Origin of the sequence: Phenylobacterium sp. (genome assembly GCF_025351295.1) — a bacterium.
GTDB lineage: Bacteria > Pseudomonadota > Alphaproteobacteria > Caulobacterales > Caulobacteraceae > Phenylobacterium.
The window spans coordinates 1-22,081 of record NZ_JANXWD010000046.1 but is presented as its reverse complement, the minus strand read 5'-3'; the positions used below and the strand labels follow the sequence as shown (position 1 = coordinate 22,081).

Genomic DNA, 22,081 nt, shown 5'->3' with positions numbered 1-22,081 from the left:
CCAGGGCCAAGCCCCGGACGCCGCGCACAATGGGTCCCGCGAACAAGTCGCGGGATGACGGCCGCGTTGATGGCTCAGGCTTCCGCGCCGTCCAGCTGGCGCCGCATCGTCTGGTCGTAGGCGTCCGCGCGGGGCAGCAGGTCGGGGCGGGTCGCGGCCAGCCGCCGCTCCATGTCGGCGATGCCGGCCTGGAGCTGCGCGATGGCGTCGTCGATGTCCTTCTTCTGCTGTTCCAGGGCGACGATGCGCTCCTGGAACTTGCGCAGCGACTTGGCCGCCTGCTGGGCGCCCGAGTCGTCGGCCTCGTAGAGGTCGAGGATCTCGCCGATCTCGGCCAGCGACAGGCCCACGCGCTTGCCGCGCAGGATCAGCACCAGCCGGGCCCGGTCGCGATAGGAATAGACCCGGTTCATCCCGTCGCGGGCGGGATTGAGCAGGCCCTTGTCCTCATAGAAGCGCAGGGCGCGCGGGGTGCATTTGAACTCGAGGCACAACTGCCGGATCGTATAGGTCCGGGCTGGACGGCGCAGGTCCATGGGCATCTTGGACGTCCTCCCTTGCTTATCGTTGATAACCAAACTGATCCCGGCTTCCGTTTACGTCAAGGGATACCCGCTACGTCAGCCGTTCACCGTCCGGTGATCGGGCCGATGGCAGCGTCGGCTTCGATTGCGGCGACATTCTGGAAGCGGGCGAGCCGCAATTCCTTCCCGTCGGGGCGCAAGTTCAGGCCGCGACCAGTTCCCCCGCCAGCGCCCGCTCGATCAGGGCCACCGTGCGGTCGACGCCGAAGATCGCCACGAAAGAGCCGAAGCGCGGCCCCTGGCTCTGGCCCAGCAGTACCTCGTAGAGGGCGGTGAACCACGCCCGCAGCGGTTCGAAGCCGGCGTCCTTGCCGACCTCAAAGACCTGGTTTTGGATCGCCTCGGCGTCGGCGCCGGCCGGCAGCGCCCTGAGCTTGGCGGCCAGGGCCTGCATGGCGGCGCGCTCGCGGTCGTCGGGGGACCGGAAGCGCTTCGCGGGCTTCACGAAGTCCTCATAGTAGTGGATCGCATAGCCGGCCAGCTGGTCGAGCAGGGGCTCCGATTCCGGCGTCGCGGCCGGCAGGTAGCGGGCGATGAAGGCCCAGAGCATCGCCTTGCTCGAGGCGTCAGCCACCGCGACCAGGTTCAGCAACAGCGAGAAGCTGACCGGCGACACCCGCTCGGGCGGCGCGCCGCGGTGGACGTGCCAGGCGGGATTGTCCAGGGGGGCCGCGTTGTCGCCCTCGGCCTTCCTGCGGTTGAGGCTGTCCAGCTGCTGGAGATATTCGTCGGTGGCCTTGGGGATGACGTCGAAATAGAGCCGCTTCGCCGACTTGGGCGACTGGTACATGTAGTAGGTCAGGCTCTCCGGCGTGCCGTAGCGCAGCCACTCCTCCATGGTCAGGCCGTTGCCCTTGGACTTGGAGATCTTCTGGTTCTGCTCGTCCATGAACAGCTCGAAGTGGAAGGCCTCCGGCGGCGTCCCGCCCAGCGCCTGGCAGACGCGGTTTGAGACGCGGACGCTGTCCACGAGGTCCTTGCCCGAGGCCTCGAAGTCGACCTCCAGCGCGGTCCAGCGGGCCGCCCAGTCAGGGCGCCATTGCAGCTTCACATGGCCGCCGGTGACCGGGACCTCGGTCAGTTCGCCGTCCTCGTCGCGGAAGGTGATCGTGCCCTTGTCGGCGTTGCGATCCAGGGTCGGGACCTGCAGCACGCGGCCGGACTTCGGGCTGATCGGCAGGAAGGGCGAATAGGTGGCGCGGCGCTCCTCGCCGAGGGTCGGCAGCATGATCGCCTGGACCTTGTCGAACCGCTCCAGCATGCGCAGCAGCACCGCGTCGAACCGGCCGGACTTGTAGGTCTCGGTGGAACTCATGAACGTGTAGTCGAAGCCGAAGCCGTCCAGGAACGCGCGCAACCTGGCGTTGTTGTGGGCGCCGAAGCTCTCGTACTCGCCGAACGGGTCGCGCACGCTGGTGACCGGCTTGTCGCGGTCCTCCTCCAGCATCGCTTTGTTGGGCACGTTGTCCGGGATCTTGCGAAAGCCGTCCATGTCGTCGGAGAACACGATCAGCTTCGTCGGGATGGCGTCCTCGGTCAGGGCGCGGAAGGCATTGCGCACGATGGTCGGCCGGGTGGCCTCGCCGAAGGTGCCCAGGTGCGGCAGGCCGGACGCGCCATAGCCGCACTGGAAGATCACCGGCTTGATCGCCAGCGCCGGCAGGGTCGCCACCGCCTCGTGGAACTTGCCCTGGGCGAACAGCACGGCGGCCAGATCGCGCTCGGCGTCGGAGAGCCGGGTGCGCGCGATGCGGTCGAGCAGCAGGCGCGCCTGTTCGAACGGCCAGCTCTTGGCCTCGCGCGCGGCGTGGGACAGTCCTTGAAGGGTCGAGCCTTGCAACATGGCGCGGGGCCTAACCCCCATGGCCCGGCGGCTCAAGCGCTATCGCGGCGGCCCTGACACAGAACGGTCATCGACAGCGGCTTACGACGGGCGTGCGGCGGGCTAAGCTGGCGGGAAACGCGGGGAGTCGAGATGCCGTCACGCAGGATGCTTCTGGCCCAGGCCGCGAGCCTGGCGGGCGCGGCGCTGACGCCGGCGGCGTGGACCGCGGCCGCAGCCCAGACCCGGCTGGCCGACGACCCGTTCCAGCTGGGCGTGGCGTCCGGCGAACCGACCCCCGACGGCATGGTGCTCTGGACCCGGCTCGCGCCGAAGCCGCAGGAAATGGGCTCGGGCATGACGCCCGCGCCGGTGGCGGTGCGCTGGGAGATCGCCGGGGACGAAGGGCTGAAGCGGATCGTCGCCAAGGGTCAGGCGCTGGCCGTCGCGGAGGCCGGCCACTCGGTCCACGTCGAGGTCCAGGGCCTGCGGCCGGGCCGCGACTACTGGTACCGCTTCACCGCCGGGGGCCACGCCAGCCCGGTCGGCCGTACGCGCACCGCGCCCGCCCCGGGCGCGGTCGTCGAGCGGCTGCGGATCGCCTACAGCTCGTGCCAGAAGTATTCCGCCGGCTTCTATTCCGCCCATGCCGGCATCGCCGCCGAGGCGCCTGACCTGGTGCTGTTCCTGGGCGACTACATCTACGAGGGCGCCGCCGACGGCAAAGGCGTGCGCCCGCATCCGGTCGAGGAGCCGGTCGACCTGGCCGGATATCGCCAGCGCTACGCGTGGTACAAGGCCGACCCCGACCTGCAAGCGGCCCATGCCGCGGCGCCGTGGATGGTCATCTGGGACGACCATGAGGTGGCCAACGACTACGGCGACGACCAGGACCGCTCCAACCCGCCCCCCGACGTATTCCTGAAGCGGCGCGCGGCCGCCTATCAGGCCTTCTACGAGAACATGCCGCTGCGGCGGACCCAGCGGCCGGTGGGACCCAGCCTGCTGCTCTACCGGTCGCTGGCGTGGGGCAACCTGGCCGGGCTCCAGTTCCTGGACACGCGCCAGTACCGCAACCACCGCACCTGCGAGGCGGTCTCCGACGGCAAGCGGATCCCGGCCGACTGCCCGGAGCGCTTCGACCCGGCCCGGTCGCTGCTGGGCGCGCCGCAGGAGACCTGGCTGCAGGGCCAGTTCCGCGCCAGCCAGGCGCGCTGGAACCTGCTGGCCCAGCAGTACCTGATGGGCGAGTTCGCCGGCGAGGGCGGCAAGAAGGTCGGCAACGACGGCTGGGACGGCTATGTCCAGACGCGGCGCCGCGTGATGGAGGGCTGGCGCGACGCCAAGGTCTCCAACCCGGTGGTGCTGGGCGGCGACATCCACTGCTTCTTCGCCGGCGACCTGGCGATGGCGCCGGGCGGCAAGGCGCTGGCCAGCGAGTTCGTCGGCGGCTCGATCAGCTCGCTGGGCCGGCCGAACATCGACATCGTCCAGCGGCTCGGCTGGAACCCGCACCTGAAGTTCGGCGACGGCGAGACCCGCGGCTATGGCCGCCTCGACATCACGCCCAAGGCCTGCACGGTCACCTTCCGCGGGGTGGAGAACGCCCTGGTCTCCCGGTCGCCGATGCGCGACCTGGCGAGGTTCGTGGTCGAGGACGGCGAGGCGGGGTTGAAGCGTGCTTGAGCTGCTGGCCGCGGTGGCGGTGACGCTGGCGCCCGCCCAGGTGATCTCGCGGCTGAGTGCGCCGGAGGCCGACCAGGGCGTGGCGGTGGACGCCGGCTCGATCTACGCGGTCGATAACTCCCGCATCGCCCGATACGACCGCAAGACCGGCGCGAAGCTGGCAGAGTTCCTGGGCGACCCGCGGCAGTTTCCGCACATGAACTCCTGCGCGGTGATCGGCCGCGAGCTGATCTGCGCGGATTCCAACTATCCGGCGACCCCGATGCTGAGCCAGGTGGAGGTGTTCGATCCCGCCAGCCTGGCCCACCTGCGGACCATCTCGCTGGGCCACCAGCCGGGGTCGCTGACCTGGGTGGATCGCCGGGACGGGTCCTGGTGGGCCGGGTTCGCCAACTATGACGGGCGCGGCGGCGAGCCGGGGCGCGACCACCGCCTGACCGCCCTGGTCCGTTTCGACGACCGGTGGCGGGCGCAGGCGTCCTGGACCTTCCCCGAGGCGGTGCTGGCGCGCATGGCCCCCCGGAGCGCCTCGGGCGGGACGTTCGGCGCCGACGGCCGGCTCTATGTCACCGGCCACGACCGGCCCGAGCTCTATGTGCTGGATGTGCCGCCGACCGGCGGGGTGCTGAGCCTGGTGGCGACGATCCCGATCGCCGTCGACGGCCAGGCCATCGCCTTCGACCGCGCCGCGCCGGGGGTGCTGTTCGGGATCAGCCGCGCGAAACGTGAGGTGGTGGCGATGCAGCTGCCGCCGGTGGAGGGGAAATGAACCGTCGTATCGTCCTGGCGCTGGCCGCCTCCGTTGCCTGCGTCTCCGCCGCCGCGCTGGCGGTCCCCGCCGTGGCCGAGCCGGCCAAGACCGAGCTGGTGTTCTCGGTGCTGTCGGCCGAGAGCCAGACCAGCGCCGAAAAGGACTGGGCCCCGTTCATCGCCGACCTTGGCAAGGCGGTGGGGATGCCGGTGAAGGCCTATTACGGCTCCAACTACACCGCCCTGATCGAGGCCATGCGGTTCAAGCAGACCGACCTGGGCTGGTTCACCAACCTCTCTGGCCTGGAGGCGGTGCGCCGCGCGGGGGGCGAGGTCTTCGCCCGCTCGGTCAACCCCAGCGGCACGGACGGCTACGAAGGCGTGATCGTGGTCAAGAAGGGCTCGGGGATCACCCTGGCCAGGATCCTGAAGTGCGACCGGTCGCTGAACTTCGGGATGGGCGACGCCAAGTCGACGTCCGGCACCCTGGCGCCGATGACCTATCTGTTCGCGCCCCGCAAGATCGACCCGGCGACCTGTTTCAAGACCGTCCGCGCCGCCAATCACGAGGCCAACCTGTTCTCGGTCGCCAACGGCCTGATGGACGCGGCCACCAACAACACCGCCTCGATGGACCGGCTCAGCCTGTTGCACACCGAGATGGCCAAGCGGACCCTGGGCAATGTCGAGATCGTCTGGCGCTCGCCGCGCATCCCGGAGGACCCGCTGATCTGGCGCAAGGACCTGGACCCGGCGCTCAAGAGGAAGATCGCAGCCTTCATGTTCAGCTACGGCGTCGGCAATACCGCGGCGGCGGTGCGCCAGCGCGCGATCCTCAACCAGATCCAGACCCTGCCGTTCAAGCACGCCGACAACACCCACCTGCTGATCGTCCGCGAGATGGAGGCTGCCGGCCAGCTGGTCGAGGCCCGCAACAAGAACGACCCCGCGGCCATCGCCAAGGCCGAGGCCTCCCTGGCGCAGATCCGCAAGGAGAAGGCCGCGGCGCCGAAGGCCTAGGGGCGGACGGGACTGATCGTCACTTGGATTCCCCCGCTTGCGGGGGAAAGCGGCGCGAAGCTCCGCAGGAGCAAGTCGCCGATGGGGGAAGTCAGCGGCCAACGTCCCCCATCGGCCACTCGCGCTCCGCGCGTCGGGCCGCTTTTCCCCGAGGGGGAAGCAAGGGAGCCCGGCAATGACCACCCTAACCGCTCAGGTTGCGGAAGGTCAGGGCGTAGCGGTGGGCCCTGGCTTCCGGGAGGCTGTGCTCCCAGTCGTGGCGGGCGGGGCCGTCCAGCAGGTAGGCGGAGCGCGGGGCGATGGGCACGTTGATCCGCTCGAACCGGTCGCCCACGCGGCGGCGGAAACGCATCGTCGTCGGCGCCAGCAGGGAGACGCCCACCACCTTGTCGAACGCCGGCCGGTCGCGGTGCCAGCCGATCGGCGCGCCCGGGCGGTATTCGTTGATCAGCAGATGGGCGAAGGCCTCGCCCGGCAGGCCCGCGAAGGCCGCGGCGCGGTCGCGGACCGGCCGCAGCCAGTCTGGGATCGGCGCGGCCTGGACCAGCCCCTGGCCGCTGAAATCGTAGCGCAGGCCGAACGAGACCACCCGGCGGCGGCCCTCGTAGCCCCGGAACACGAATGGCGCGAACGGCAGGGCGCCCAGGCGTTCAACCAGGTCCCGCTCCTCGTCCGGCGCGATCAGGTCGGGGCGATAGGCCAGTCCCGGCGGGCCGGTCGGCGGCAGGTCGAACAGCGGGGCTTGGGCGGCGCTCACGGAGACCAGATGGGGACCAACGGCGGCGGCGGGAAGGTCGCCCCGCCCGCCGCCGCCGGTTTCAGGCCCGCCGGGCCGGATTGGTTTCAGCGAACGTGTCGGCGCGGCAAGGATTCAGACGCGAAGCCAGGGCCCACACGCTGGAATTAGCCAGGCTCGACCCTGGGGTGAGATTGGCGATTGACGGGCGAGAGTGAGGGGGTGTTTGCTACCACCGCGCGCGCTCCTCGGTTTGCGTTTTTGTTCACAAACCCGCCCTCGATCACGTCCCTCTGGCAGCTCCCTCTGCCGCGGGGCGGAAAGGAACTCGCCATGTCCGATCGCAAAGTGTTCACCAACAGCGTCGTGCCGTTGCCGGACCACGCCGGCCTCACCCCCCAGGGGTTGATGGTGAGCGCCGCCCAGGCCGCGCCCTCCACCGAGCCGATGAGCGTGATGTTCTCCCTGGGGACGGCGCAGGCGATCCGCGACGAGCTCGAGGCCAAGGTCGCCGCCGGCGAGACGGTCCCGCCCGAGGAGCTGACCACCCGCTATGGGGCCGACGCCGGCGAGGCCGACAAGCTGGTCGCCTGGCTGAAGTCCGAAGGCTTCGCCATCGAGGAGGTCTCGGCCGACAAGACCTCGGTCTACACCCGCGCTCCCATCGACCAGGTGGAGAAGACCCTGCAGGTCAAGATGGTCCCGGTGAGCCGCGACGGCGTCACCTACATGTCCGCGCAGAACGCCCCCAGCCTGCCTGCCGACGTCGGCGACCAGGTGCATGCGATCCTGGGCCTGCAGCCGTTCCGCCAGGCCCACAAGAACTTCCGCAAGCGCTTCGCGGTGAACGCCAACCGCAACGACATGGGCGCCGACGGCCACCCCACGCCGAACGTGGCCAATGCGCCGCCCTATCTGGTGAGCGAGATCCTCAAGGCCTATGGCGCCGACAACCTGGGGGTCACCGGCAAGGGCCAGAAGATCGCCATCCTGATCGACACCTTCCCGGCCGACGCGGACCTGAAGGCCTTCTGGAAGGCCAATCACCTGGGCGTCACCATCGGCCAGGTGGTCAAGATCAACGTCCGCAAGACCGCCTTGCCGGTCCCGGAGGGGGAGGAGACCCTGGACGCCTCCTGGACCAGCGGCGTCGCGCCGGGCGCGGAGATCCGCATCTATGCCTCCGGGTCCCTGCAGTTCTCGGCGCTGGATCGGGCGCTGGACCGGATCATCGCCGACCTGCCGGCCAATCCCGGCCTGCGCCAGCTGTCGATCAGCCTGGGGCTGGGCGAGACCTTCATGGGCGGGCCGAACGGCGAAGTCACCACCCAGCACCTGAAGTTCCTCAAGCTGGCGGCCGCGGGGGTGAACGTCTTCGTCTCCACCGGCGACGCCGGCTCCAACCCCGACGCCACCGGCCACAGCCCGACCGGGCCGTTGCAGGCGGAGTACGAGTCCACCGACCCGGCGGTGGTGGCGGTGGGCGGCACCAGCCTGCAGCTGGCCCATGACGGTTCGGTCACCGCCGAGACCGCGTGGAGCAGCACTGGCGGCGGGCGCAGCGTCCTGTTCCCGCGGCCCAAGTGGCAGGTCGGCGCCGGCCTTCCGGTCGGCCAGGACCGGCTGGTGCCCGACGTCAGCGCGGCGGCCGATCCCAACACCGGGGCCTTCCTGGTGCTGCACGGCCACGCCATGGGGATCGGCGGCACCAGCTGGAGCGCGCCCATGTGGGCGGGATTCTGCGCCTTGATCAACGAGGCGCGGGGCAAGGCCGGCCAGCCGTTCCTGCCCTTCCTCAACCCGCTGCTTTATCCGCTGCTGGGCACCTCGGCGTTCCGCGACATCACCGTGGGCAGCAACGGGGCCTATGCGGCGGCCAAGGGCTACGACCTGGTCACCGGCCTGGGCGCGCCCAACCTGAAGGCGCTGATCGCCCGGCTCACCCAGCCGCCGCTCGGCCACGCCGCCACCGCCCCCAGCACCCAGGACGCGACCTCCGGCTGACAGGCGATCGCGGCGCGATCGCCTGTCAGCCCAGCCGCGCGATCGCTTCGGCGACCAGCCCGGGTTTCTCCAGGGTGACCATGTGGCCGGCCTCGGGGATCGAGACCAGTTCGGCGCGGGCGATGCCCTTCTTGAAGCCGTGGGCGTAGACGGGCGGGATCAGGCGGTCGCTGTCGCCCCAGACGATCACCGTCCTGGCCTTGATCCGGTACATCCGCTGGCTCAGGCCGCGCTCGGGAATCGGGAACAATATCCGCCCGGCCATGCCCAGCTGCCGCGCGTTGGTGACCAGGTAGGTCTGCAGGAAGTTGGGGTCGGTGACGTTGCGCCCGGCGGTCAGCATGGCCGCCCCGGCCACCGCGTCGTGGAACAGCAGGGCCGGCATCTCGAACGGCAGGGTGGCGAACAGGTCGGCGATCGGATGCTCGTCGTCCCACAGGCCGGCCGGGGCGATCAGCGCCAGGCGCGAGACGTCGTTGGGCGCCAGGGCCGCCATCTCGGCCGCGATCATCCCGCCCATCGAGTGGCCGACCAGGATCGGGTCCTTCAGGCCCAGCGCCGCCACCACGTCGGCGGTATGCAGGGTGAAATCCAGCATGTCGCGGATCTCGGGGCATTCCTCGCTGTCGCCATAGCCGGGGATCAGCGGGGCATAGACGGTGTGCGCCTTGGCCAGCTCGGCCAGCAGCGGATCGTCGGCGGCGATCCCGCCGGCGCCGTGCAGATAGACCAGCGCCGGGCCCTGGCCGCCCAGCAGGTAGCGGACCGCGACGTGCGGGGTCTCGACGGTCTTGAGCTCCACGTCAGGCCTCCACGGCGTAGGTCTTGGCCAGGTCGGCGCCGGTCGGCGCGTCCTTCGGCAGGCGCCCGGCAGTGACCCGCTTGTCCAGCGGCGTGGTCCAGAAGCGGTTGTCGTCGTCCCAGTCCGGGAACATGTTCCGCAGCTTGGGCATCACCTTCTCGGCGAACAGTTTGGTGGAATACATGCACTTGTCGGCCGGCATGTTCCCCACGTGCATCAGGCAGAAGATGTTGCCGACGTTCAGGCCCTTGATCAGCTCCTCCATCCGCTGGCGCACGGTCTCGGGACTGCCGGCGATCACGTGGCCGCCCTCGGTGAGGTCCTTCCAGGTGAGCTGGGTGTAGCCGCCCACCGGCGGGGCGTACTGGCTGAGCGCCCCGGTCTGGATGGTCTTGATGGTCCGGTAGCCCGGCGCGTCGGCGAAGCCCGGATAGACGTGCAGGCAGCGATTGTAGAAATAGCTGACATGCTCGGAATAGAGCCGCTCGGCCTCCTCGTCGGTGTCGGCCACCAGGATCGTCTGGGCGAAGCCGGCGCGGTAGGGGCTCTTGTCCACGCCGCGCTCCTCAACCCGCTTCCAGTAGCCGTTCATCAGCGCCTGGGCGCGCAGGTAGCCGGAGAAGCTGAGGTAGGAATAGCTGTAGGTATTGTCGATGCAGAAGTCATAGGTCTCCACCGACCCCCCGCCCGGGATGTGCACCGGCGGCCGCGGCTGCTGGATCGGGCGCGGCCAGATGTTGACGTGACGCAGCTTGTTGTAGCGGCCGTTGAACGCGAACGGCTCGCGGGTCGTCCAGGCCTTGACGATCAGGTCGTGGGCTTCCTGGTACTTCTCCCGGGTCAGCGACGGGATCTGGCCGTAGCAGTAGTTGGTGTCCATCGAGGTTCCGACCGGGAACCCGGCCACCAGCCGCCCGCCGGAGATGCAGTCCAGCATCGCGAACTCCTCCGCCACCCGCACCGGCGGGTTGTAGAGCGCGATGGAGTTGCCCAGCACGACGATGGCGGCGTCCTTGGTTCGGCGCGCCAGGCCGGCGGCGATGATGTTGGGGCTGGGCATGATGCCGTAGCCGTTCTGGTGGTGCTCGTTCACCCCCACGCCGTCGAAGCCGAGTGTATCGGCGTACTCCAGCAGGTCCATGTAGGTGTTGTAGACCTCATGGCTCTTGGCCGGGTCGAACAGCTTCTGGTCGATGTCCACCCAGACCGAGCGGTTCTTCTCCCGGAAATCGTCCGGCAGATAGGGCCACGGCATCAGGTTGAACCAGGTGAACTTCATCGTGTCGCCTCCGGGCTCCGCCTCTGATGGACGGTCAGGTAAACGACGATAACCGAATGCGCCCAGGCGCCAAGTGGAGAAGGGGCGCCAAGCGGAGAAGGGGGCGCCAACCGCTGAAGGGCGGTTTGCGTCGGCCGCCCGGACCTACCGCCGCGACAGCTGAGCCACGCCCTCGTCGCCGATCCCGGTGGTCTTCACCTTCTTGACCAGCGCATCCAGTTCCGTCCCGCTGCACGGCACGGTGGTACGGAACTCGGCATGATGGTCGTTGCTGCACTGGACGATCTCCAGGCCGGCGGGAACGATGATGACGACGGCGGGCGTCTTGCCGGCGACGTGCGCCGTACCGGACACCACTGAAATCCCCGTCCACAGGCCGGTCGGCCATTTTGCGGTCTTGACCGGACCCACCTTCTTCACGTCCGGATTCCGGTCGGCGATGGTCGCGTTGTTCACCGCGTTCGGCATGCCGCCGCCGCGAATGGCCAGCTCGGCGGTGTGGTCGATCACCTGGCCATCCGCCCACACGACGGGCAACAGGTCCTGCGTCATCCGCTGCACCGGCTGCGGCTCCAACGCCTTGGCCTGCACGGTCGCGGCGGGAAACCCGGCCGGACCGAACAGCCGGCCCAGCGTCTGGTGCTGGGCGACGGCGGCCGGGCCGCTGCGGGCCAGCTGGGCCAGGTCGCGCAGGCGTTCGCCGCGCGGGCTGCGATCGAGGATGGCGGCCGCCCCAGGCGCCCGGACAGAGGCCGCCGCCGTGGAGGGGAAACGGGTGAGGCCCTGGCGGGGCGATCGCGCCGAGGTGTGCATGGATCGAATTCCCCGCAACCGGAGATGGAGCTTAACGCGCCAAGGCCCCCATGGCCAAGTGTCGTCTTCGCCGGACGCGGTCGCCGACCGTGGGCCCGTCGCCGGCGTCGCGGAAGCTTGGCAGCAGGCGCCTGGATCTAGTGCTAAGGTTCTGATATTTCATAAACAATTCATTAGAATCGCGCATCACTTGGCGGGTCGTCCCTTGTGAGGTCGCCCATGCAAGCTTCTCCCGCCTTCGCCAAGCAGATGCGGGGCTACGGCCTGACCACGGCCAAGATCCTGTACCGGATGCCGGACCACCCCTGCCTGCTGCAGAGCTACCTTTGGCAGGACTACGACCTGTTCCCGGAGTTCCCGACGCTGCGCAAGTTCCTCGACTTCTGGACCCGCACCCTGGACGGGCCGCTGTTCAAGGTAACGGTCGGCCACCAGCGGCTGATCAAGCCGGCGGAGCTGAAGGCCATCGGCGCGGAATTCCGCCTGCACTGACGGCCCATCTCGCCGGCCCCAACTTGGCGGCCCCATCTCGACAGGCCCACCCGGCGCGTGGACTGATGGGGACGTGCGTCGCCGTCTTCCGATTCTGCTCGCCGCCCTGGCGCTCAGCGCCTGTCACAGTGCGCCGCAGCGCGCGGCGTGCCCGGCCGGCAAGGTCTGCCTGGAGTACGGCAACAATTCCGAACCCCAGACCCTGGACCCGCAGAAGGCCAACCTGATCGACGAGGGCGCGATCATCAACGACCTGATGATGGGCCTGACCGCCGACGGGCCGGACGCCCGGCCGATCCCCGGCGGCGCCACCCACTGGGAGACCAGCCCCGACGGCCTCACCTGGACCTTCCACCTGCGCCAGGCCCGATGGTCGGACGGCGTCGCGGTGACCGCCGACGACTATGTCTATGGCCTGCGCCGCACGCTGGATCCTAAGACCGCCTCGATCTACGCCTACCTGCTCTACGTGATCAAAAACGGTCAGGCGGTGAACCAGGGCAAGGTCCCGCTGACCGCCCTGGGGGCCCGCGCCGTCGACCCCCTGACCGTCGAGATCGCGCTCGAACATCCTGCGCCCTACCTGCTGGAGCTGACCAAGCACCAGAGCTTCGCGCCGGCCCCCAGGCACGCGGTCGAACGGTGGGGCGACGCCTGGGTGCAGCCAGGCCACTACGTCTCCAACGGCCCGTTCAGGCTGGTGGCCTGGAAGCTGGGCGACCGGATCACGGTGGAGAAGAACCCCTGGTTCTGGGATGCGAAGCACGTCTGCGTCGATCGCATTGACTACTACCCCACCCCCGACGTGGTCAGCGCCGAGCGGCGGGTGGCGCGCGGCGAACTGGACGTCAACACCCGCTTCCAGTCCAACCGCTACGAGCGGCTGCAGCGGACCCTGCCAGGCGTGGCCCGCTCGGACGTCTCGCTGGCTACCGCCTACATGGCGTTCAATACCCATAACGTGGCTGCCTTCCGCGACATCCGGGTGCGCCGCGCGCTGTCCGAAAGCATCGACCGCGACTTCATCACCCGCAAGCTGATGCGCGCCGGCCAGCAGCCGGCCTATGCGTTCGTGCCGCCGATCGCCGCCCACTATGTGAAGGATGGCCCGCGCCTGCGCTGGGCCGACACGCCGTTCGCCGCGCGCCAGGCCCAGGCGCGCGCCCTGCTGGCCCAGGCCGGCTACACCGCCGCGCGGCCGCTGAAGCTGACCATCCTGACCCCCAACAACACCGACACCCTGCTGCTGATGGAGGCGATCCAGGCCGACTGGCGCGCCATCGGGGTCGAGGCCAGGATCGAGCAGAACGAGACCGGCGTGGCCTTCAGCGCCTATCGCAACCGCGCCTTCCAGGTCGGCAACATGGCCTGGTACGGCGACTTCAACGACCCCGTCACCTTCCTGGGCCTGCTGGCCTCGGACACCGGCGCCCAGAACTACGGCGACTACAAGAACCCCGCCTACGACGCCCTGCTGGCCCAGGCCGACCAGGAGGCCGACGAAGCCCGCCGCGCCCGCATCCTGGCCCGCGCCGAACAGCTGATGCTGGACGACGAGGGGACCGCCCCGCTCTATTTCGTGGTCAACCGCAACCTGGTCAGCCGCCGCGTCACCGGCTGGGTCAACAACGCCCCCAACTTCCACCGCGCCCGCTGGCTCTGCCTGAAGGGGTAGGGAGCTCTCGCCGCCGCGAACTTCCCTTCCCGTTCACGGGAAGGGAAGGAGAGCTCCTGGCATCGGCGCGATCTTCCCCTCCCGCTTCGCGTGAGAGGTTCACCGATATTCGTAGTGGCACTTCTTCTGCGCGTTGTGTTTGGCGATCTGGTGGCCGGCCACCGCGCCGACCCCGGCGCCGATCAGGGTGCCGCCGGTCTTGTCGCCGTGGCCGGCGATGGTGTGGCCCAGCAGGCCGCCGCCCACCGCGCCGATCACCATGCCCTTGTTGGCCGCGTGTCGCACGTTCTTGCAGACCAGCACCCGCTGTTGGTGGTGGCGGGCTTGCGCGGCGATGGGCGCGGCCGCGAGCGCGACGCTCGACGCGGCGATCGCGATGGTGGCCGTCAGTTTGTTGCGCATGAGGTTGCTCCTGGGATCCTTGGTCGCCGACACACCGGCAGCGTTAACCCCTAAGGTGGCGCTTGGTTTCCGACAATCGTGCGGCCAGGCGTGGACAAGCCCGGCTGGCGCGGCCTAGGAAGCCCACGTGGTGACGCTCGCTTCGGCGGGCCGAGCCCAAGAGCGCGCCGATGCCTTTAAGGCTTAAACGGGAACGCGGCAGGGGACCCCACCCCCCGATCCGCGGCTGTCCCTGCAACTGTGAGCGGAGAGCGCACGTGCTGCGGCGGTTCCCTTTGAAGGACCTGCCAGCCACTGGGGGCGACCCCGGGAAGGCCTGCGCGTGACGCCGTGACCCGCGAGCCAGGAAACCGGTCGGTGCGCGTCGCTCGAGCTGTCGGGACAGTGGATCCTGCGGCGCGGACGTCCGTCTGAGCGACGACACAGAAACGGCGGAGGGCCGTTTCGACCGCCGGGCGGGGCGCCAGTGTCCACGCCCGCCGGTGCGTCGGCCCGTGGCGTCAAGACGCCCCCGGGAGGCTCTCCGCATGTCGTTCAGGACGCGGAGCACGGAGGGTGTCATGCCCGGAAACTACCTTTTGAGCGCCAGCGTCATTGCGCTGGCGATGGCCGCGCCGATGGGCGCGCTGGCGGCGGACAACCCCAAGGACGCGACGGCCGTCGAACAGGTGATCGTCACCGCCACCCGGGGCGCCGACGGCGTCGACGCCGACCGGATCGGCTCGTCCGTCACGGTGATCACCGCCCAGGACATGGCCGCGCGCCAGGTCCGCATCGTCTCCGACGTACTGCGCGACGTGCCGGGCTTCGCGGTCAGCCGCAGCGGCGGGGTGGGCGGCTTCACCCAGGTGCGGGTGCGCGGCACGGAGTCCAACCACGTGCTGACCCTGATCGACGGGATCGAGGCCGACGACCCGTTCTACGGCGAGTTCGACTTCGCTACCCTGCTGGGCGACGACGTGGCGCGGATCGAGATCCTGCGCGGGGCCCAGAGCGCGCTCTACGGCTCCGACGCCATCGCCGGGGTGATCGACTACATCACCCCGACCGCCCAGGAGGCGCCGGGCGGGCGGATGCGGGTGGAGGTCGGCTCTGAGAACAGCTTCGGCGGCGCGGCGCGCTACGCCGGCGTCACCGGCCCGGTGGACTACGTGGTCACTGCCGGCGTCCAGCGGACCGGCGGCTATGTCGAGCAGACCCTGCCCGGCGGCCAGCGCCGCGTGGGCTCGGAGCTGCAGGCGTTCTCCGCCAAGGCCGGCTGGCGGGTCACCGACAATCTCAAGCTGCGCGGCGTGGTCCGCTACACCGACACCCACGCCGAGACCGACAACTCCAGCTTTGGCCGCGGCCTGGTCGACAGCCCGCTGACCTATTACGACGCCAGGAACCTCTACTATTTCGTCGGCGGCGACCTGAAGCTGCTGGACGGCGCCTGGACCCATTCGGTCTCGTTCCAGGGGGTCGACGCCACCCGCGACGGCTATGGCGCCAACCTGCGGACCAGCGGCGACGACGGCCTGCGCAAGAAGGCCTCCTACGTCACCACCTACCGGCTGCAGACCGGCGGCCTGACCCATCTGTTCACCGGCGCGGTCGACTGGGAGAAGCAGACCTACCAGAACACCTCGCCGCCCAGCTCGGGCGCCGACACCACGCGGCGCTCGATCCGCGACGTGGGGCTGGTGGGGCAGTACGACCTGCAGGTCGGCGACCGCGCCGGGGTCGGCGGGGCCGTGCGGCACGACGACAACGATCACTTCCGCAATGTCACCACCTGGAAGGTGCAGGGCTTCTACCGGGTCAACGGGATGATCCGGCTGCGGGCGGCGGCCGGCACGGGGATCAAGAACCCCCTGCAGACGGATTTGTTCGGCTACAACGCCACCGGCCCGTTCCCCTTCCGCGGCAACCCCAACCTGAAGCCGGAACAGTCGCGCGGCTGGGAAGGGGGCGTCGACCTGGCCTTCTTGGACGGCCGGGTCAGCCTGGGCGGGACCTATTTCCACGCCCGGCTGCAGGACGAGATCTTCACCTACTTCGGCGGCCCCGGCCTGCCGGCCGCCTGCCCGACGCCGCCGGCCGGGACCAGCACCACCTGCAACCGCGCCACCGACTCCACCCAGAAGGGCGTCGAGCTGTTCGGGAATATCAAGCTGCTGCCCGAGCTGAACCTGTCGGGCAGCTACACCCACCTGACCGCGAGGGAGAACGGGCTGGAGGAGATCCGGCGCGCGCCCAACATCGGCAGCGCCAACCTGACCTGGAGACCCCTGGACGGCCGGGCCACGGTCAACCTCAACGTCCGCTACAACGGCCGCCAGCTGGACTCCAACTTCTCAGGCATCAGCGCGCCGTTCCCGGCGTCGCTGCCGGACGTGAAACCGGCCACCGGGGCCAATGCCGGCAAGGTGGTGCTGGGGTCGTTCACGCTGGTCAACCTGTCGGCGTCCTACGACCTCTCCGAGCATCTGGAGGTGTTCGGCCGGGTCGAGAACCTGACCGATGAGGCCTACTACGAGGTCTTCGGCTATCCGACCCAGCCCCGCGCGGCCTATGTCGGAGCCAGGGTGAAGTTCTGACCATGAAGTTCCGGCGATGAGGTTCGACCGTCCCATCGTGGCGATCCTGGCCGCGGCGCTGCTTCCGGGCGGCGCCGCGGTCGCTGCGCCGGCCGGGAGGCCGGAGCGGATCATGTCGATCAACCTGTGCACGGACCTGCTGCTGCTGCAGTTGGTCCCCAGGGCCCGGATCGCCTCGGTGAGCTTCCTGGCCCGCGACGGCGCGGGCGGCCTGTTTCCCGGGCTGGAGGCCGGCATCCCCACCAACCACGGGACGCCGGAGGATATCGTCAACATGCAGCCCGACCTGATCCTGGCTGCCGACGTCTCCACCCCTGTCGCCCGTGCCCTGGCCCGGCGGGTCGGCGCGCGGGTGGTAGAGGTGAAGAGCGCCAACAGCTTCGCCGACATCCGCCAGAACCTGCGCGAGGTCGGCGCGGTGGTCGGCGAGCCGGCGCGGGCGGAGGCGCTGGTCCAGCGGATGGACGCCACCCTGGGCCAGCTGGCCGCCCAGCCGCCCCGGCGCCGGGCTCGGGTGGTGGCCTGGAGCGGCGGGCCGGCGGTCCCCGGCCGCGACACCCTGGCCAACGCGATCATCGACGCGGCCGGCGCGATCAACGTCGCCGCCCAGCCGGGGCGCAATTACACGACCTTCGGCGTGGAGGAACTGCTGGAGGCCGATCCCGACGCCCTGCTCTATGGCCGCTCGCCGTCGCAGGGGCCGTCGCTGGAGGGCGGCGAGGGCCAGCACCGTGTGGTGCGCCGGCTCTACGCCACCCGGCGGATCAGCTTCGACGAGGTGGCCTCCACCTGCGGCCTGCCACAGTCGGCGGACGCCGCACGCGACCTGCGCCGGGCGCTGGACGCCCTGCCGCCGCGCGGGCCGGGCCGTTGAAGCACTGGCCGATCCTCTCGGGATGGCGCCTCTCGCTGCTGGCGGCGGTCATCCTGGCGATTGCCGCCCTGGCCTCGCTGTTCTTCGGACGCGTCAACATCGGCCCGGCGCAGCTGGTCCACGGCCTGCTGTCGCCCACCCCCACCCTGGCCGGGCTGGTGGTGACCGAGCTCCGCCTGCCGCGGGCGGTGCTGGCGATCCTGGTCGGCGCCTCGCTGGGCCTCTCCGGCGCGGCGCTGCAGGGCCTGCTGCGCAACCCGCTGGCCGAGCCCGGCCTGCTGGGCGTCTCCAGCGGGGCGGCGGTGGGCGCGGTGATCTCGATCTACTTCGGCCTCTCCACCGCGGTCGGGGTCGCCACGCCGCTGATGGGCCTGGCCGGCGCGATGGCGGCGGGGGCGCTGACCTTCGCCTTCGGGCGCGGCAGCACCCTGACCCTGATCCTGGCGGGCGGCGCCGTCTCGGTGCTGATGGGCGCCCTGCTGGCCCTGGCGCTCAACTTCGCCCCCAGCCCCTACGCGGCCTATGAGATGAACGTCTGGATGCTGGGCTCGCTGTCGGAGCGCAGCTGGGATGACATCGTCCTTGCCGGCCCGTTCATCGTCGCGGGGCTTGGCGTGCTGGCCTTCATGGGCCGGGCGACGGACGCCCTGGCGCTGGGCGAGGCGCAGGCCGGCAGCCTGGGGATCGACATCGACCGCACGCGGCTGCTGGCCTTGCTGGGCGTCGGCCTCTGCGTGGGGGCGGCGACCTCGGTGGCGGGCTCGATCGGCTTCATCGGCCTGGTCGCGCCGCATCTGGTGCGGCCCTTCGTCGGCCACGTGCCCAGTCGGACCCTGCTGCCCTCCGCCCTGCTCGGCGCGGCCCTGGTGCTGCTGGCCGACATCGGCACGCGGGTGATCCACACCAACACCGAGCTGCGGCTGGGCGTCCTGACCAGCCTGATCGGCGCGCCGTTCTTCTTCTGGCTGGTGGTGCGCCTCAGGAAGCTGGCGCCATGACCGGCCTGGCCGCCGCCGCCGTCACCGTACGCCGCGGCGGCCGCGCCATCGTCGACGGGGTAACCTGCGCCCTGGCGCCCGGCAGCTTCGTCGCCCTGGTCGGGCCGAACGGCGCGGGCAAGTCGACCCTGCTCAGCGTGCTGGCGGGATTGCTGAAGCCTGACGCCGGCGAGGTCACCCTGGACGGCGCGCCGCTGGCCAGCCTCGGCCGGCGAGACCTCGCGCGGCGCCGCGCCTACTTGCCCCAGACCCTCAAGGCCGAGTGGCCGATCTCGGTGGAGCGGCTAGTGGCGCTGGGCCTGACGCCGCAGCTGCCGGCCTTCGGCGGCCTGCCGGGCGGGCTGGAGCCGCGGCTGACCCAGGCCATCGCCGCCTGCGACCTCACGGACCACCGCCACCAGCCGGCCACCACCCTCTCCGGCGGCGAACTGGCCCGGGCCATGCTGGCGCGCGCCCTGATCGGCGACCCGCAGATCCTGCTGGCCGACGAGCCGACCTCCGGCCTCGACCCACGCCACGCCCTGGACACCGTTGCCCGCCTGCGTCGCCTGGCGGTGGAGGAGGGCCGGCTGGTGGTGGCGACGTTCCACGACCTGACCCTGGCGGCGCGGCACGCCACCCATCTGATGGCGCTTCGCGACGGCCGGCTGGTCACCCTCGCGCCGATGGCGCAGGCCCTGACCGCCGACCTGCTGCGGCAGGTGTTCGACGTCGAGGCCCGCGTCACGGGGTCGGGCGCCGGCGTCTATGTGGACTATGTCGGGCCCAGCCCCGAGGTCGGCCGCCCGTCCGCCTCCCACTGAAAGACGTCGTCCAGGCCAGCCCCGAACACGTGGGCGATGCGGAAGGCGGCCTCCAGCGACGGAGAATATTTTCCGGCCTCGATGGCGGCGATGGTCTGCCGCGTCATGCCGATCCGCTCAGCCAGCTCGGACTGGGTCATCTCGCCGTGCTGGAAGCGCAGTCGGCGGATCTGGTTGGCGATGGGCGGAGCCTTGGCCGCCACCTCAGGCCCCGCGCCGGAACATGACGATCTGCGCCACCGCGACGGCCAGGGTCGCGATCACCACGTCGAGCAGGGCGAAGTTCAGCAGGTCCGGTGGCGGATGGCCAAAGTGGACCGGCAGGGCCAGGGCCAGCACGAACACCATCAGTACATAGTAACCCACCGTGTGCGACCGGGCCTGGATCGCCGCCTCGCGCTCGTCCCGAGGCGCGCGCCCGTCGCGGGGCGTGGTGACGACCGCCACGCCGTTCAGCGCCAGCTGCAGCACCACCAGGGCCGTCACGCACAGCAGCAGCAGATGCAGCGCGCCGAAGCCGCGCCCGCTCACCTGGCCGCTGACGATCGAGCCGAAATAGACGCCGAAGCAGAGCAGAACCGTCACCAGGGTTATCCAGGCGGACTTCTCGCGGAAGGACATGACGGCGGCTCCGATCGGAAAGACGCTCGACAAGATGTATGATATCTTTTACAGTATGTGCGTCTTTCTTGTCATGCGATAGCAATCCCGGGGGCCGGTGACAACCGCTGTCCGGAGCGCGGGAAGGGCATGGCCGATCCCTGGGAGAGCCTGATATGAACCTGTCCGCAATCGCCGTCCTCGCGACCCTCGGCGTCTTGATCCTCGGGACGCCCGCCGCGAGCGCCCAGCCGCAGGCGGCCCCACCCGCCGGCTCCGTCACCCGGAACCTGCAGGGCGGCGAGGAGGACTCCTGGATCAGGGACCCGCACATCCACGCTTTCTACGACACCGTGGTGGCGGCCTTCGCCCAGGGCCCGGCCAAGGTCGACGTGCCGGCGCTGGAGGCCCGGGCGCACGTCATCTTCCGCGACTTCGCGGTGTCGCGCGGGGTCGATCCGGCGGTCATGGAAAAGCACCTGGCCCTGATCCCCGGCCAGATCGTCAAGATCGCCAGGGAGGACCCCACCGTCCTGGACAGCTACGACAATTTCGTCCTGGCCCTCTTCGGACCGAAATGACCGGCCCTCAGGCTGGCGCCCTATCCAACGCCTGCCACACCGCCTCGACGGCGTCGTAGGCGGCCCGGTGCGCAGCCGAGCGCGCCAGCCAGGCCTCGAACGCCAGCCAGTGGGCGTCCTCGGCGGCGTCGGAGGCCAGGCGCACATGCCACGCCACCGCCTGATCGCGGGGGGCTGGCGGCGCGGACGAGGTGCAGAACGGGGGGCTCATGGCCAGCAACGGTCTCCCTGATCCTTAAGACGCCGCCGTGCGCGCCGGCCCGCAATCAGGCGTCGATCTCGCGCATCAGGGTCTTCAGCGCGGCCATCATGTATTTCTCGACCGAGCTGCGGGAGAGGCCCAGGCGCGTGGCGACCTCGCCGTGGCTGAGGCCGTCGAACTTGTGCATCCGGAACGCCTGGGCGACCTGCGGCGGCAACCGCTCGACCGCGGCCAGCAGGCGCTCCAGGCGCTGGCGGCTGGCCATCGCCTCGTCGGCCGGCGCCTCGCGGGCGATGGGCTCGGGGCCGTGGCCTGCCCCCTCCAGGCTCCAGGCGTGGTCGCGGGCGGCCTGACGGCGTTGCTGCTTGGCCCGGTCCAGGATCAGGTTCGAGCCCATCCGGTAGAGAAAGGCCTCCGGGTTGCGCAGCTCGTCGGACGTCGCTATCCCGTCGATCTTCAGGAACAGGTCCTGCACGATGTCTTCGGCGGCGATGGCCGAGCCGGTGCGCAGGGCGAAGAAGCGCAGCAGATCGGCGCGCTTACGCAGGTAGGCGTCGGTCAGCGTCGAAGATCCGGGCATCAGGCGACTCCCCCCGGCGCCGCGAACCCCAACTGTTCCAGCATTTATTTCGAACTTGCAACAGGACGCTTGGCCGGGTAGTTGGTCAGTTTGAAATATCCGGAAGCTCCACGGTGATGAAGCCCCGCAAGTCGGCAGCGCACCAAGGGCAATAGTTGATCGCCAGCGAGAATGACCCGTTGCTGCTCGCAATGACATGCAAACCGGTGCCGGGATGGAACTCGACTGAAGCATCCCGCTGCTCCGCCTCAGGAACGCCCTTGCGGAACGTCCGGATAGACCACTTCATCGCATCACAGCACGGGGCCGGCATTTTCAAGTCCGTTGCTTGTAAGGCCCGCGCACCGCAGGCTTGTCCGCCGCTTCCACGATAGCGACCAGATCGGCCATTTCCCAGAGCTTGTCCGTCACGCCTGCGGCCATTGCCGGGGTCATGCGCAGCGTCTGGTGGATGCGGACGAAGTTGTAGTAGGCAAAATGCAGAGCAATCGCATTGGCGTGGTTCTCTAGCTTCTTTGAGAAGCCGTTGGTGAGCCGGGTGAAGCGGCACATGTGCATCCGCATCGTCAGGTTCTGACGTTCCACGAATGACGTGGAGATGTGCTTCGGGTCGGGCGCGCCCTCAATCGCCACCAGCCGGGCGCCGGTGCAAATGGCGGGGCTGTAGCGGCCCGGCGAGCTAGGGCCAGGGCCGTACTGCTTGACCAGTTGGGCGAAGTCCACGTCAGCGCCGAAGGCTCCCTCGACGGCCCTCAGGTAGAACTTGTGGCCATCCGAGGTGAGTTGGACGCGGTTGGAC

At 69.9% G+C, this 22,081-nt stretch carries 23 protein-coding genes, 1 pseudogene and 1 riboswitch; of the genes and pseudogenes, 11 read left to right on the top strand and 13 right to left on the bottom strand.

From position 1 onward, the window contains the following. Positions 1 to 74: 74 nt before the first annotated feature. Both Q0R13_RS07380 and Q0R13_RS07375 read right to left on the bottom strand, forming a co-directional pair. Complete coding sequence (locus Q0R13_RS07380) at positions 75 to 542, bottom strand: MerR family DNA-binding transcriptional regulator (RefSeq protein WP_293901719.1); 468 nt, start codon at positions 540 to 542, stop codon at positions 75 to 77. A 184-nt stretch (positions 543 to 726) separates the two neighbouring features. Next, complete coding sequence (locus tag Q0R13_RS07375; RefSeq protein WP_293901717.1) at positions 727 to 2,427, bottom strand: lysine--tRNA ligase; 1,701 nt, start codon at positions 2,425 to 2,427, stop codon at positions 727 to 729. Between the two features lie 132 nt (positions 2,428 to 2,559). On the opposite strand from Q0R13_RS07375, the gene Q0R13_RS07370 reads away from it, so the two are divergent. Genes Q0R13_RS07370 through phnD form a run of 3 tightly spaced genes read left to right on the top strand, consistent with a single transcriptional unit; the run spans position 2,560 to position 5,862 of the window. Then, the gene (locus Q0R13_RS07370) at positions 2,560 to 4,092 is read left to right on the top strand and encodes an alkaline phosphatase D family protein (RefSeq protein WP_293901714.1); all 1,533 of its coding nucleotides are present in this window, start codon (positions 2,560 to 2,562) and stop codon (positions 4,090 to 4,092) included. Then, positions 4,085 to 4,861, top strand: coding sequence for a hypothetical protein (locus Q0R13_RS07365; RefSeq protein ID WP_293901712.1), 777 nt, complete (start codon positions 4,085 to 4,087; stop codon positions 4,859 to 4,861). The genes Q0R13_RS07370 and Q0R13_RS07365 overlap by 8 nt, the downstream gene beginning before the upstream one ends. Further along, positions 4,858 to 5,862: a phosphate/phosphite/phosphonate ABC transporter substrate-binding protein gene (phnD, locus tag Q0R13_RS07360; protein WP_293901709.1), complete on the top strand. Its 1,005-nt coding sequence runs from the start codon at positions 4,858 to 4,860 to the stop codon at positions 5,860 to 5,862. Before Q0R13_RS07365 ends, phnD begins: the two co-directional genes overlap by 4 nt. A gap of 184 nt (positions 5,863 to 6,046) precedes the next feature. On the opposite strand, the gene Q0R13_RS07355 is transcribed toward phnD, so the two are convergent. After that, positions 6,047 to 6,619 (bottom strand): alpha-ketoglutarate-dependent dioxygenase AlkB, encoded by a 573-nt coding sequence (locus tag Q0R13_RS07355; protein WP_293901706.1) that lies wholly within the window; start codon positions 6,617 to 6,619, stop codon positions 6,047 to 6,049. A 312-nt stretch (positions 6,620 to 6,931) separates the two neighbouring features. On the opposite strand from Q0R13_RS07355, the gene Q0R13_RS07350 reads away from it, so the two are divergent. Continuing rightward, positions 6,932 to 8,602: a S53 family peptidase gene (locus Q0R13_RS07350; protein WP_293901703.1), complete on the top strand. Its 1,671-nt coding sequence runs from the start codon at positions 6,932 to 6,934 to the stop codon at positions 8,600 to 8,602. A 25-nt stretch (positions 8,603 to 8,627) separates the two neighbouring features. On the opposite strand, the gene Q0R13_RS07345 is transcribed toward Q0R13_RS07350, so the two are convergent. From Q0R13_RS07345 to Q0R13_RS07335, 3 genes are all read right to left on the bottom strand, one after another. Continuing rightward, a complete protein-coding gene (locus tag Q0R13_RS07345) occupies positions 8,628 to 9,404 on the bottom strand; it encodes an alpha/beta fold hydrolase (RefSeq protein WP_293901700.1) in 777 nt (258 codons plus the stop codon). A gap of 1 nt (position 9,405) precedes the next feature. Then, positions 9,406 to 10,683 carry an LLM class flavin-dependent oxidoreductase gene (locus Q0R13_RS07340; RefSeq protein ID WP_293901697.1) on the bottom strand — a complete coding sequence of 426 codons (1,278 nt, stop codon included), beginning with the start codon at positions 10,681 to 10,683 and terminating at the stop codon, positions 9,406 to 9,408. 144 nt (positions 10,684 to 10,827) lie between these two features. Next, a complete protein-coding gene (locus Q0R13_RS07335) occupies positions 10,828 to 11,496 on the bottom strand; it encodes a hypothetical protein (RefSeq protein ID WP_293901694.1) in 669 nt (222 codons plus the stop codon). A gap of 219 nt (positions 11,497 to 11,715) precedes the next feature. On the opposite strand from Q0R13_RS07335, the gene Q0R13_RS07330 reads away from it, so the two are divergent. Together Q0R13_RS07330 and Q0R13_RS07325 are read left to right on the top strand one after the other, a co-directional pair. Beyond that, positions 11,716 to 11,988 (top strand): usg protein, encoded by a 273-nt coding sequence (locus Q0R13_RS07330; RefSeq protein ID WP_293901691.1) that lies wholly within the window; start codon positions 11,716 to 11,718, stop codon positions 11,986 to 11,988. A 73-nt stretch (positions 11,989 to 12,061) separates the two neighbouring features. Further along, positions 12,062 to 13,663, top strand: a complete 1,602-nt coding sequence (locus Q0R13_RS07325) for a peptide ABC transporter substrate-binding protein (RefSeq protein ID WP_293901688.1) — start codon at positions 12,062 to 12,064, stop codon at positions 13,661 to 13,663. A 99-nt stretch (positions 13,664 to 13,762) separates the two neighbouring features. On the opposite strand, the gene Q0R13_RS07320 is transcribed toward Q0R13_RS07325, so the two are convergent. Further along, a complete protein-coding gene (locus tag Q0R13_RS07320; RefSeq protein WP_293901685.1) occupies positions 13,763 to 14,065 on the bottom strand; it encodes a glycine zipper 2TM domain-containing protein in 303 nt (100 codons plus the stop codon). Between the two features lie 151 nt (positions 14,066 to 14,216). Beyond that, positions 14,217 to 14,439, top strand: a riboswitch (cobalamin riboswitch). A gap of 186 nt (positions 14,440 to 14,625) precedes the next feature. On the opposite strand from Q0R13_RS07320, the gene Q0R13_RS07315 reads away from it, so the two are divergent. From Q0R13_RS07315 to Q0R13_RS07300, 4 genes are read left to right on the top strand one after another with little or no spacing between them, the layout of a single operon-like run. Continuing rightward, the gene (locus Q0R13_RS07315; protein ID WP_293901682.1) at positions 14,626 to 16,644 is read left to right on the top strand and encodes a TonB-dependent receptor; all 2,019 of its coding nucleotides are present in this window, start codon (positions 14,626 to 14,628) and stop codon (positions 16,642 to 16,644) included. Between the two features lie 16 nt (positions 16,645 to 16,660). Continuing rightward, the gene (locus Q0R13_RS07310; protein ID WP_293901679.1) at positions 16,661 to 17,518 is read left to right on the top strand and encodes an ABC transporter substrate-binding protein; all 858 of its coding nucleotides are present in this window, start codon (positions 16,661 to 16,663) and stop codon (positions 17,516 to 17,518) included. Next, complete coding sequence (locus tag Q0R13_RS07305) at positions 17,515 to 18,516, top strand: iron ABC transporter permease (RefSeq protein ID WP_293901676.1); 1,002 nt, start codon at positions 17,515 to 17,517, stop codon at positions 18,514 to 18,516. The genes Q0R13_RS07310 and Q0R13_RS07305 overlap by 4 nt, the downstream gene beginning before the upstream one ends. Further along, on the top strand, positions 18,513 to 19,319 hold the full coding sequence (locus Q0R13_RS07300; RefSeq protein WP_293901673.1) for an ABC transporter ATP-binding protein: 807 nt from the start codon (positions 18,513 to 18,515) through the stop codon (positions 19,317 to 19,319). The genes Q0R13_RS07305 and Q0R13_RS07300 overlap by 4 nt, the downstream gene beginning before the upstream one ends. Here Q0R13_RS07300 and Q0R13_RS07295 read toward each other — a convergent pair. Both Q0R13_RS07295 and Q0R13_RS07290 read right to left on the bottom strand, forming a co-directional pair. Continuing rightward, on the bottom strand, positions 19,271 to 19,501 hold the full coding sequence (locus tag Q0R13_RS07295) for a helix-turn-helix transcriptional regulator (protein WP_293901722.1): 231 nt from the start codon (positions 19,499 to 19,501) through the stop codon (positions 19,271 to 19,273). The genes Q0R13_RS07300 and Q0R13_RS07295 overlap by 49 nt on opposite strands. A 22-nt stretch (positions 19,502 to 19,523) precedes the next feature. After that, positions 19,524 to 19,940 (bottom strand): hypothetical protein, encoded by a 417-nt coding sequence (locus Q0R13_RS07290; protein WP_293901670.1) that lies wholly within the window; start codon positions 19,938 to 19,940, stop codon positions 19,524 to 19,526. Positions 19,941 to 20,095: 155 nt separating this feature from the next. Here Q0R13_RS07290 and Q0R13_RS07285 point away from each other — a divergent pair, with 155 nt between their 5' ends. Next, the gene (locus Q0R13_RS07285) at positions 20,096 to 20,500 is read left to right on the top strand and encodes a hypothetical protein (RefSeq protein WP_293901667.1); all 405 of its coding nucleotides are present in this window, start codon (positions 20,096 to 20,098) and stop codon (positions 20,498 to 20,500) included. Positions 20,501 to 20,507: 7 nt separating this feature from the next. On the opposite strand, the gene Q0R13_RS07280 is transcribed toward Q0R13_RS07285, so the two are convergent. The 4 genes and pseudogenes from Q0R13_RS07280 to Q0R13_RS07265 all read right to left on the bottom strand — a co-directional run. Further along, entirely contained in the window at positions 20,508 to 20,711 is a 204-nt protein-coding gene (locus Q0R13_RS07280) for a DUF4880 domain-containing protein (RefSeq protein WP_293901664.1), read from the bottom strand. 55 nt (positions 20,712 to 20,766) lie between these two features. After that, complete coding sequence (locus Q0R13_RS07275) at positions 20,767 to 21,282, bottom strand: sigma-70 family RNA polymerase sigma factor (RefSeq protein ID WP_293901661.1); 516 nt, start codon at positions 21,280 to 21,282, stop codon at positions 20,767 to 20,769. An 85-nt stretch (positions 21,283 to 21,367) separates the two neighbouring features. Then, positions 21,368 to 21,571 (bottom strand): hypothetical protein, encoded by a 204-nt coding sequence (locus tag Q0R13_RS07270; RefSeq protein WP_293901658.1) that lies wholly within the window; start codon positions 21,569 to 21,571, stop codon positions 21,368 to 21,370. 26 nt (positions 21,572 to 21,597) lie between these two features. Further along, positions 21,598 to 22,081: pseudogene (locus tag Q0R13_RS07265) on the bottom strand (IS1 family transposase); the annotation flags it as partial.

Bases quoted from the DNA above. Each gene is read 5' to 3' on its own strand.
- Q0R13_RS07315 (WP_293901682.1), top strand. From the start codon at position 14,626: ATGCCCGGAAACTACCTTTTGAGCGCCAGCGTCATTGCGCTGGCGATG.
- phnD (WP_293901709.1), top strand. From the start codon at position 4,858: ATGAACCGTCGTATCGTCCTGGCGCTGGCCGCCTCCGTTGCCTGCGTC.
- Q0R13_RS07270 (WP_293901658.1), bottom strand. From the start codon at position 21,571: ATGAAGTGGTCTATCCGGACGTTCCGCAAGGGCGTTCCTGAGGCGGAG.
- Q0R13_RS07370 (WP_293901714.1), top strand. From the start codon at position 2,560: ATGCCGTCACGCAGGATGCTTCTGGCCCAGGCCGCGAGCCTGGCGGGC.
- Q0R13_RS07335 (WP_293901694.1), bottom strand. From the start codon at position 11,496: ATGCACACCTCGGCGCGATCGCCCCGCCAGGGCCTCACCCGTTTCCCC.
- Q0R13_RS07380 (WP_293901719.1), bottom strand. From the start codon at position 542: ATGCCCATGGACCTGCGCCGTCCAGCCCGGACCTATACGATCCGGCAG.
- Q0R13_RS07290 (WP_293901670.1), bottom strand. From the start codon at position 19,940: ATGTCCTTCCGCGAGAAGTCCGCCTGGATAACCCTGGTGACGGTTCTG.
- Q0R13_RS07285 (WP_293901667.1), top strand. From the start codon at position 20,096: ATGAACCTGTCCGCAATCGCCGTCCTCGCGACCCTCGGCGTCTTGATC.
- Q0R13_RS07330 (WP_293901691.1), top strand. From the start codon at position 11,716: ATGCAAGCTTCTCCCGCCTTCGCCAAGCAGATGCGGGGCTACGGCCTG.
- Q0R13_RS07375 (WP_293901717.1), bottom strand. From the start codon at position 2,427: ATGTTGCAAGGCTCGACCCTTCAAGGACTGTCCCACGCCGCGCGCGAG.
- Q0R13_RS07310 (WP_293901679.1), top strand. From the start codon at position 16,661: ATGAGGTTCGACCGTCCCATCGTGGCGATCCTGGCCGCGGCGCTGCTT.
- Q0R13_RS07280 (WP_293901664.1), bottom strand. From the start codon at position 20,711: ATGAGCCCCCCGTTCTGCACCTCGTCCGCGCCGCCAGCCCCCCGCGAT.
- Q0R13_RS07340 (WP_293901697.1), bottom strand. From the start codon at position 10,683: ATGAAGTTCACCTGGTTCAACCTGATGCCGTGGCCCTATCTGCCGGAC.
- Q0R13_RS07320 (WP_293901685.1), bottom strand. From the start codon at position 14,065: ATGCGCAACAAACTGACGGCCACCATCGCGATCGCCGCGTCGAGCGTC.
- Q0R13_RS07350 (WP_293901703.1), top strand. From the start codon at position 6,932: ATGTCCGATCGCAAAGTGTTCACCAACAGCGTCGTGCCGTTGCCGGAC.
- Q0R13_RS07275 (WP_293901661.1), bottom strand. From the start codon at position 21,282: ATGCCCGGATCTTCGACGCTGACCGACGCCTACCTGCGTAAGCGCGCC.
- Q0R13_RS07300 (WP_293901673.1), top strand. From the start codon at position 18,513: ATGACCGGCCTGGCCGCCGCCGCCGTCACCGTACGCCGCGGCGGCCGC.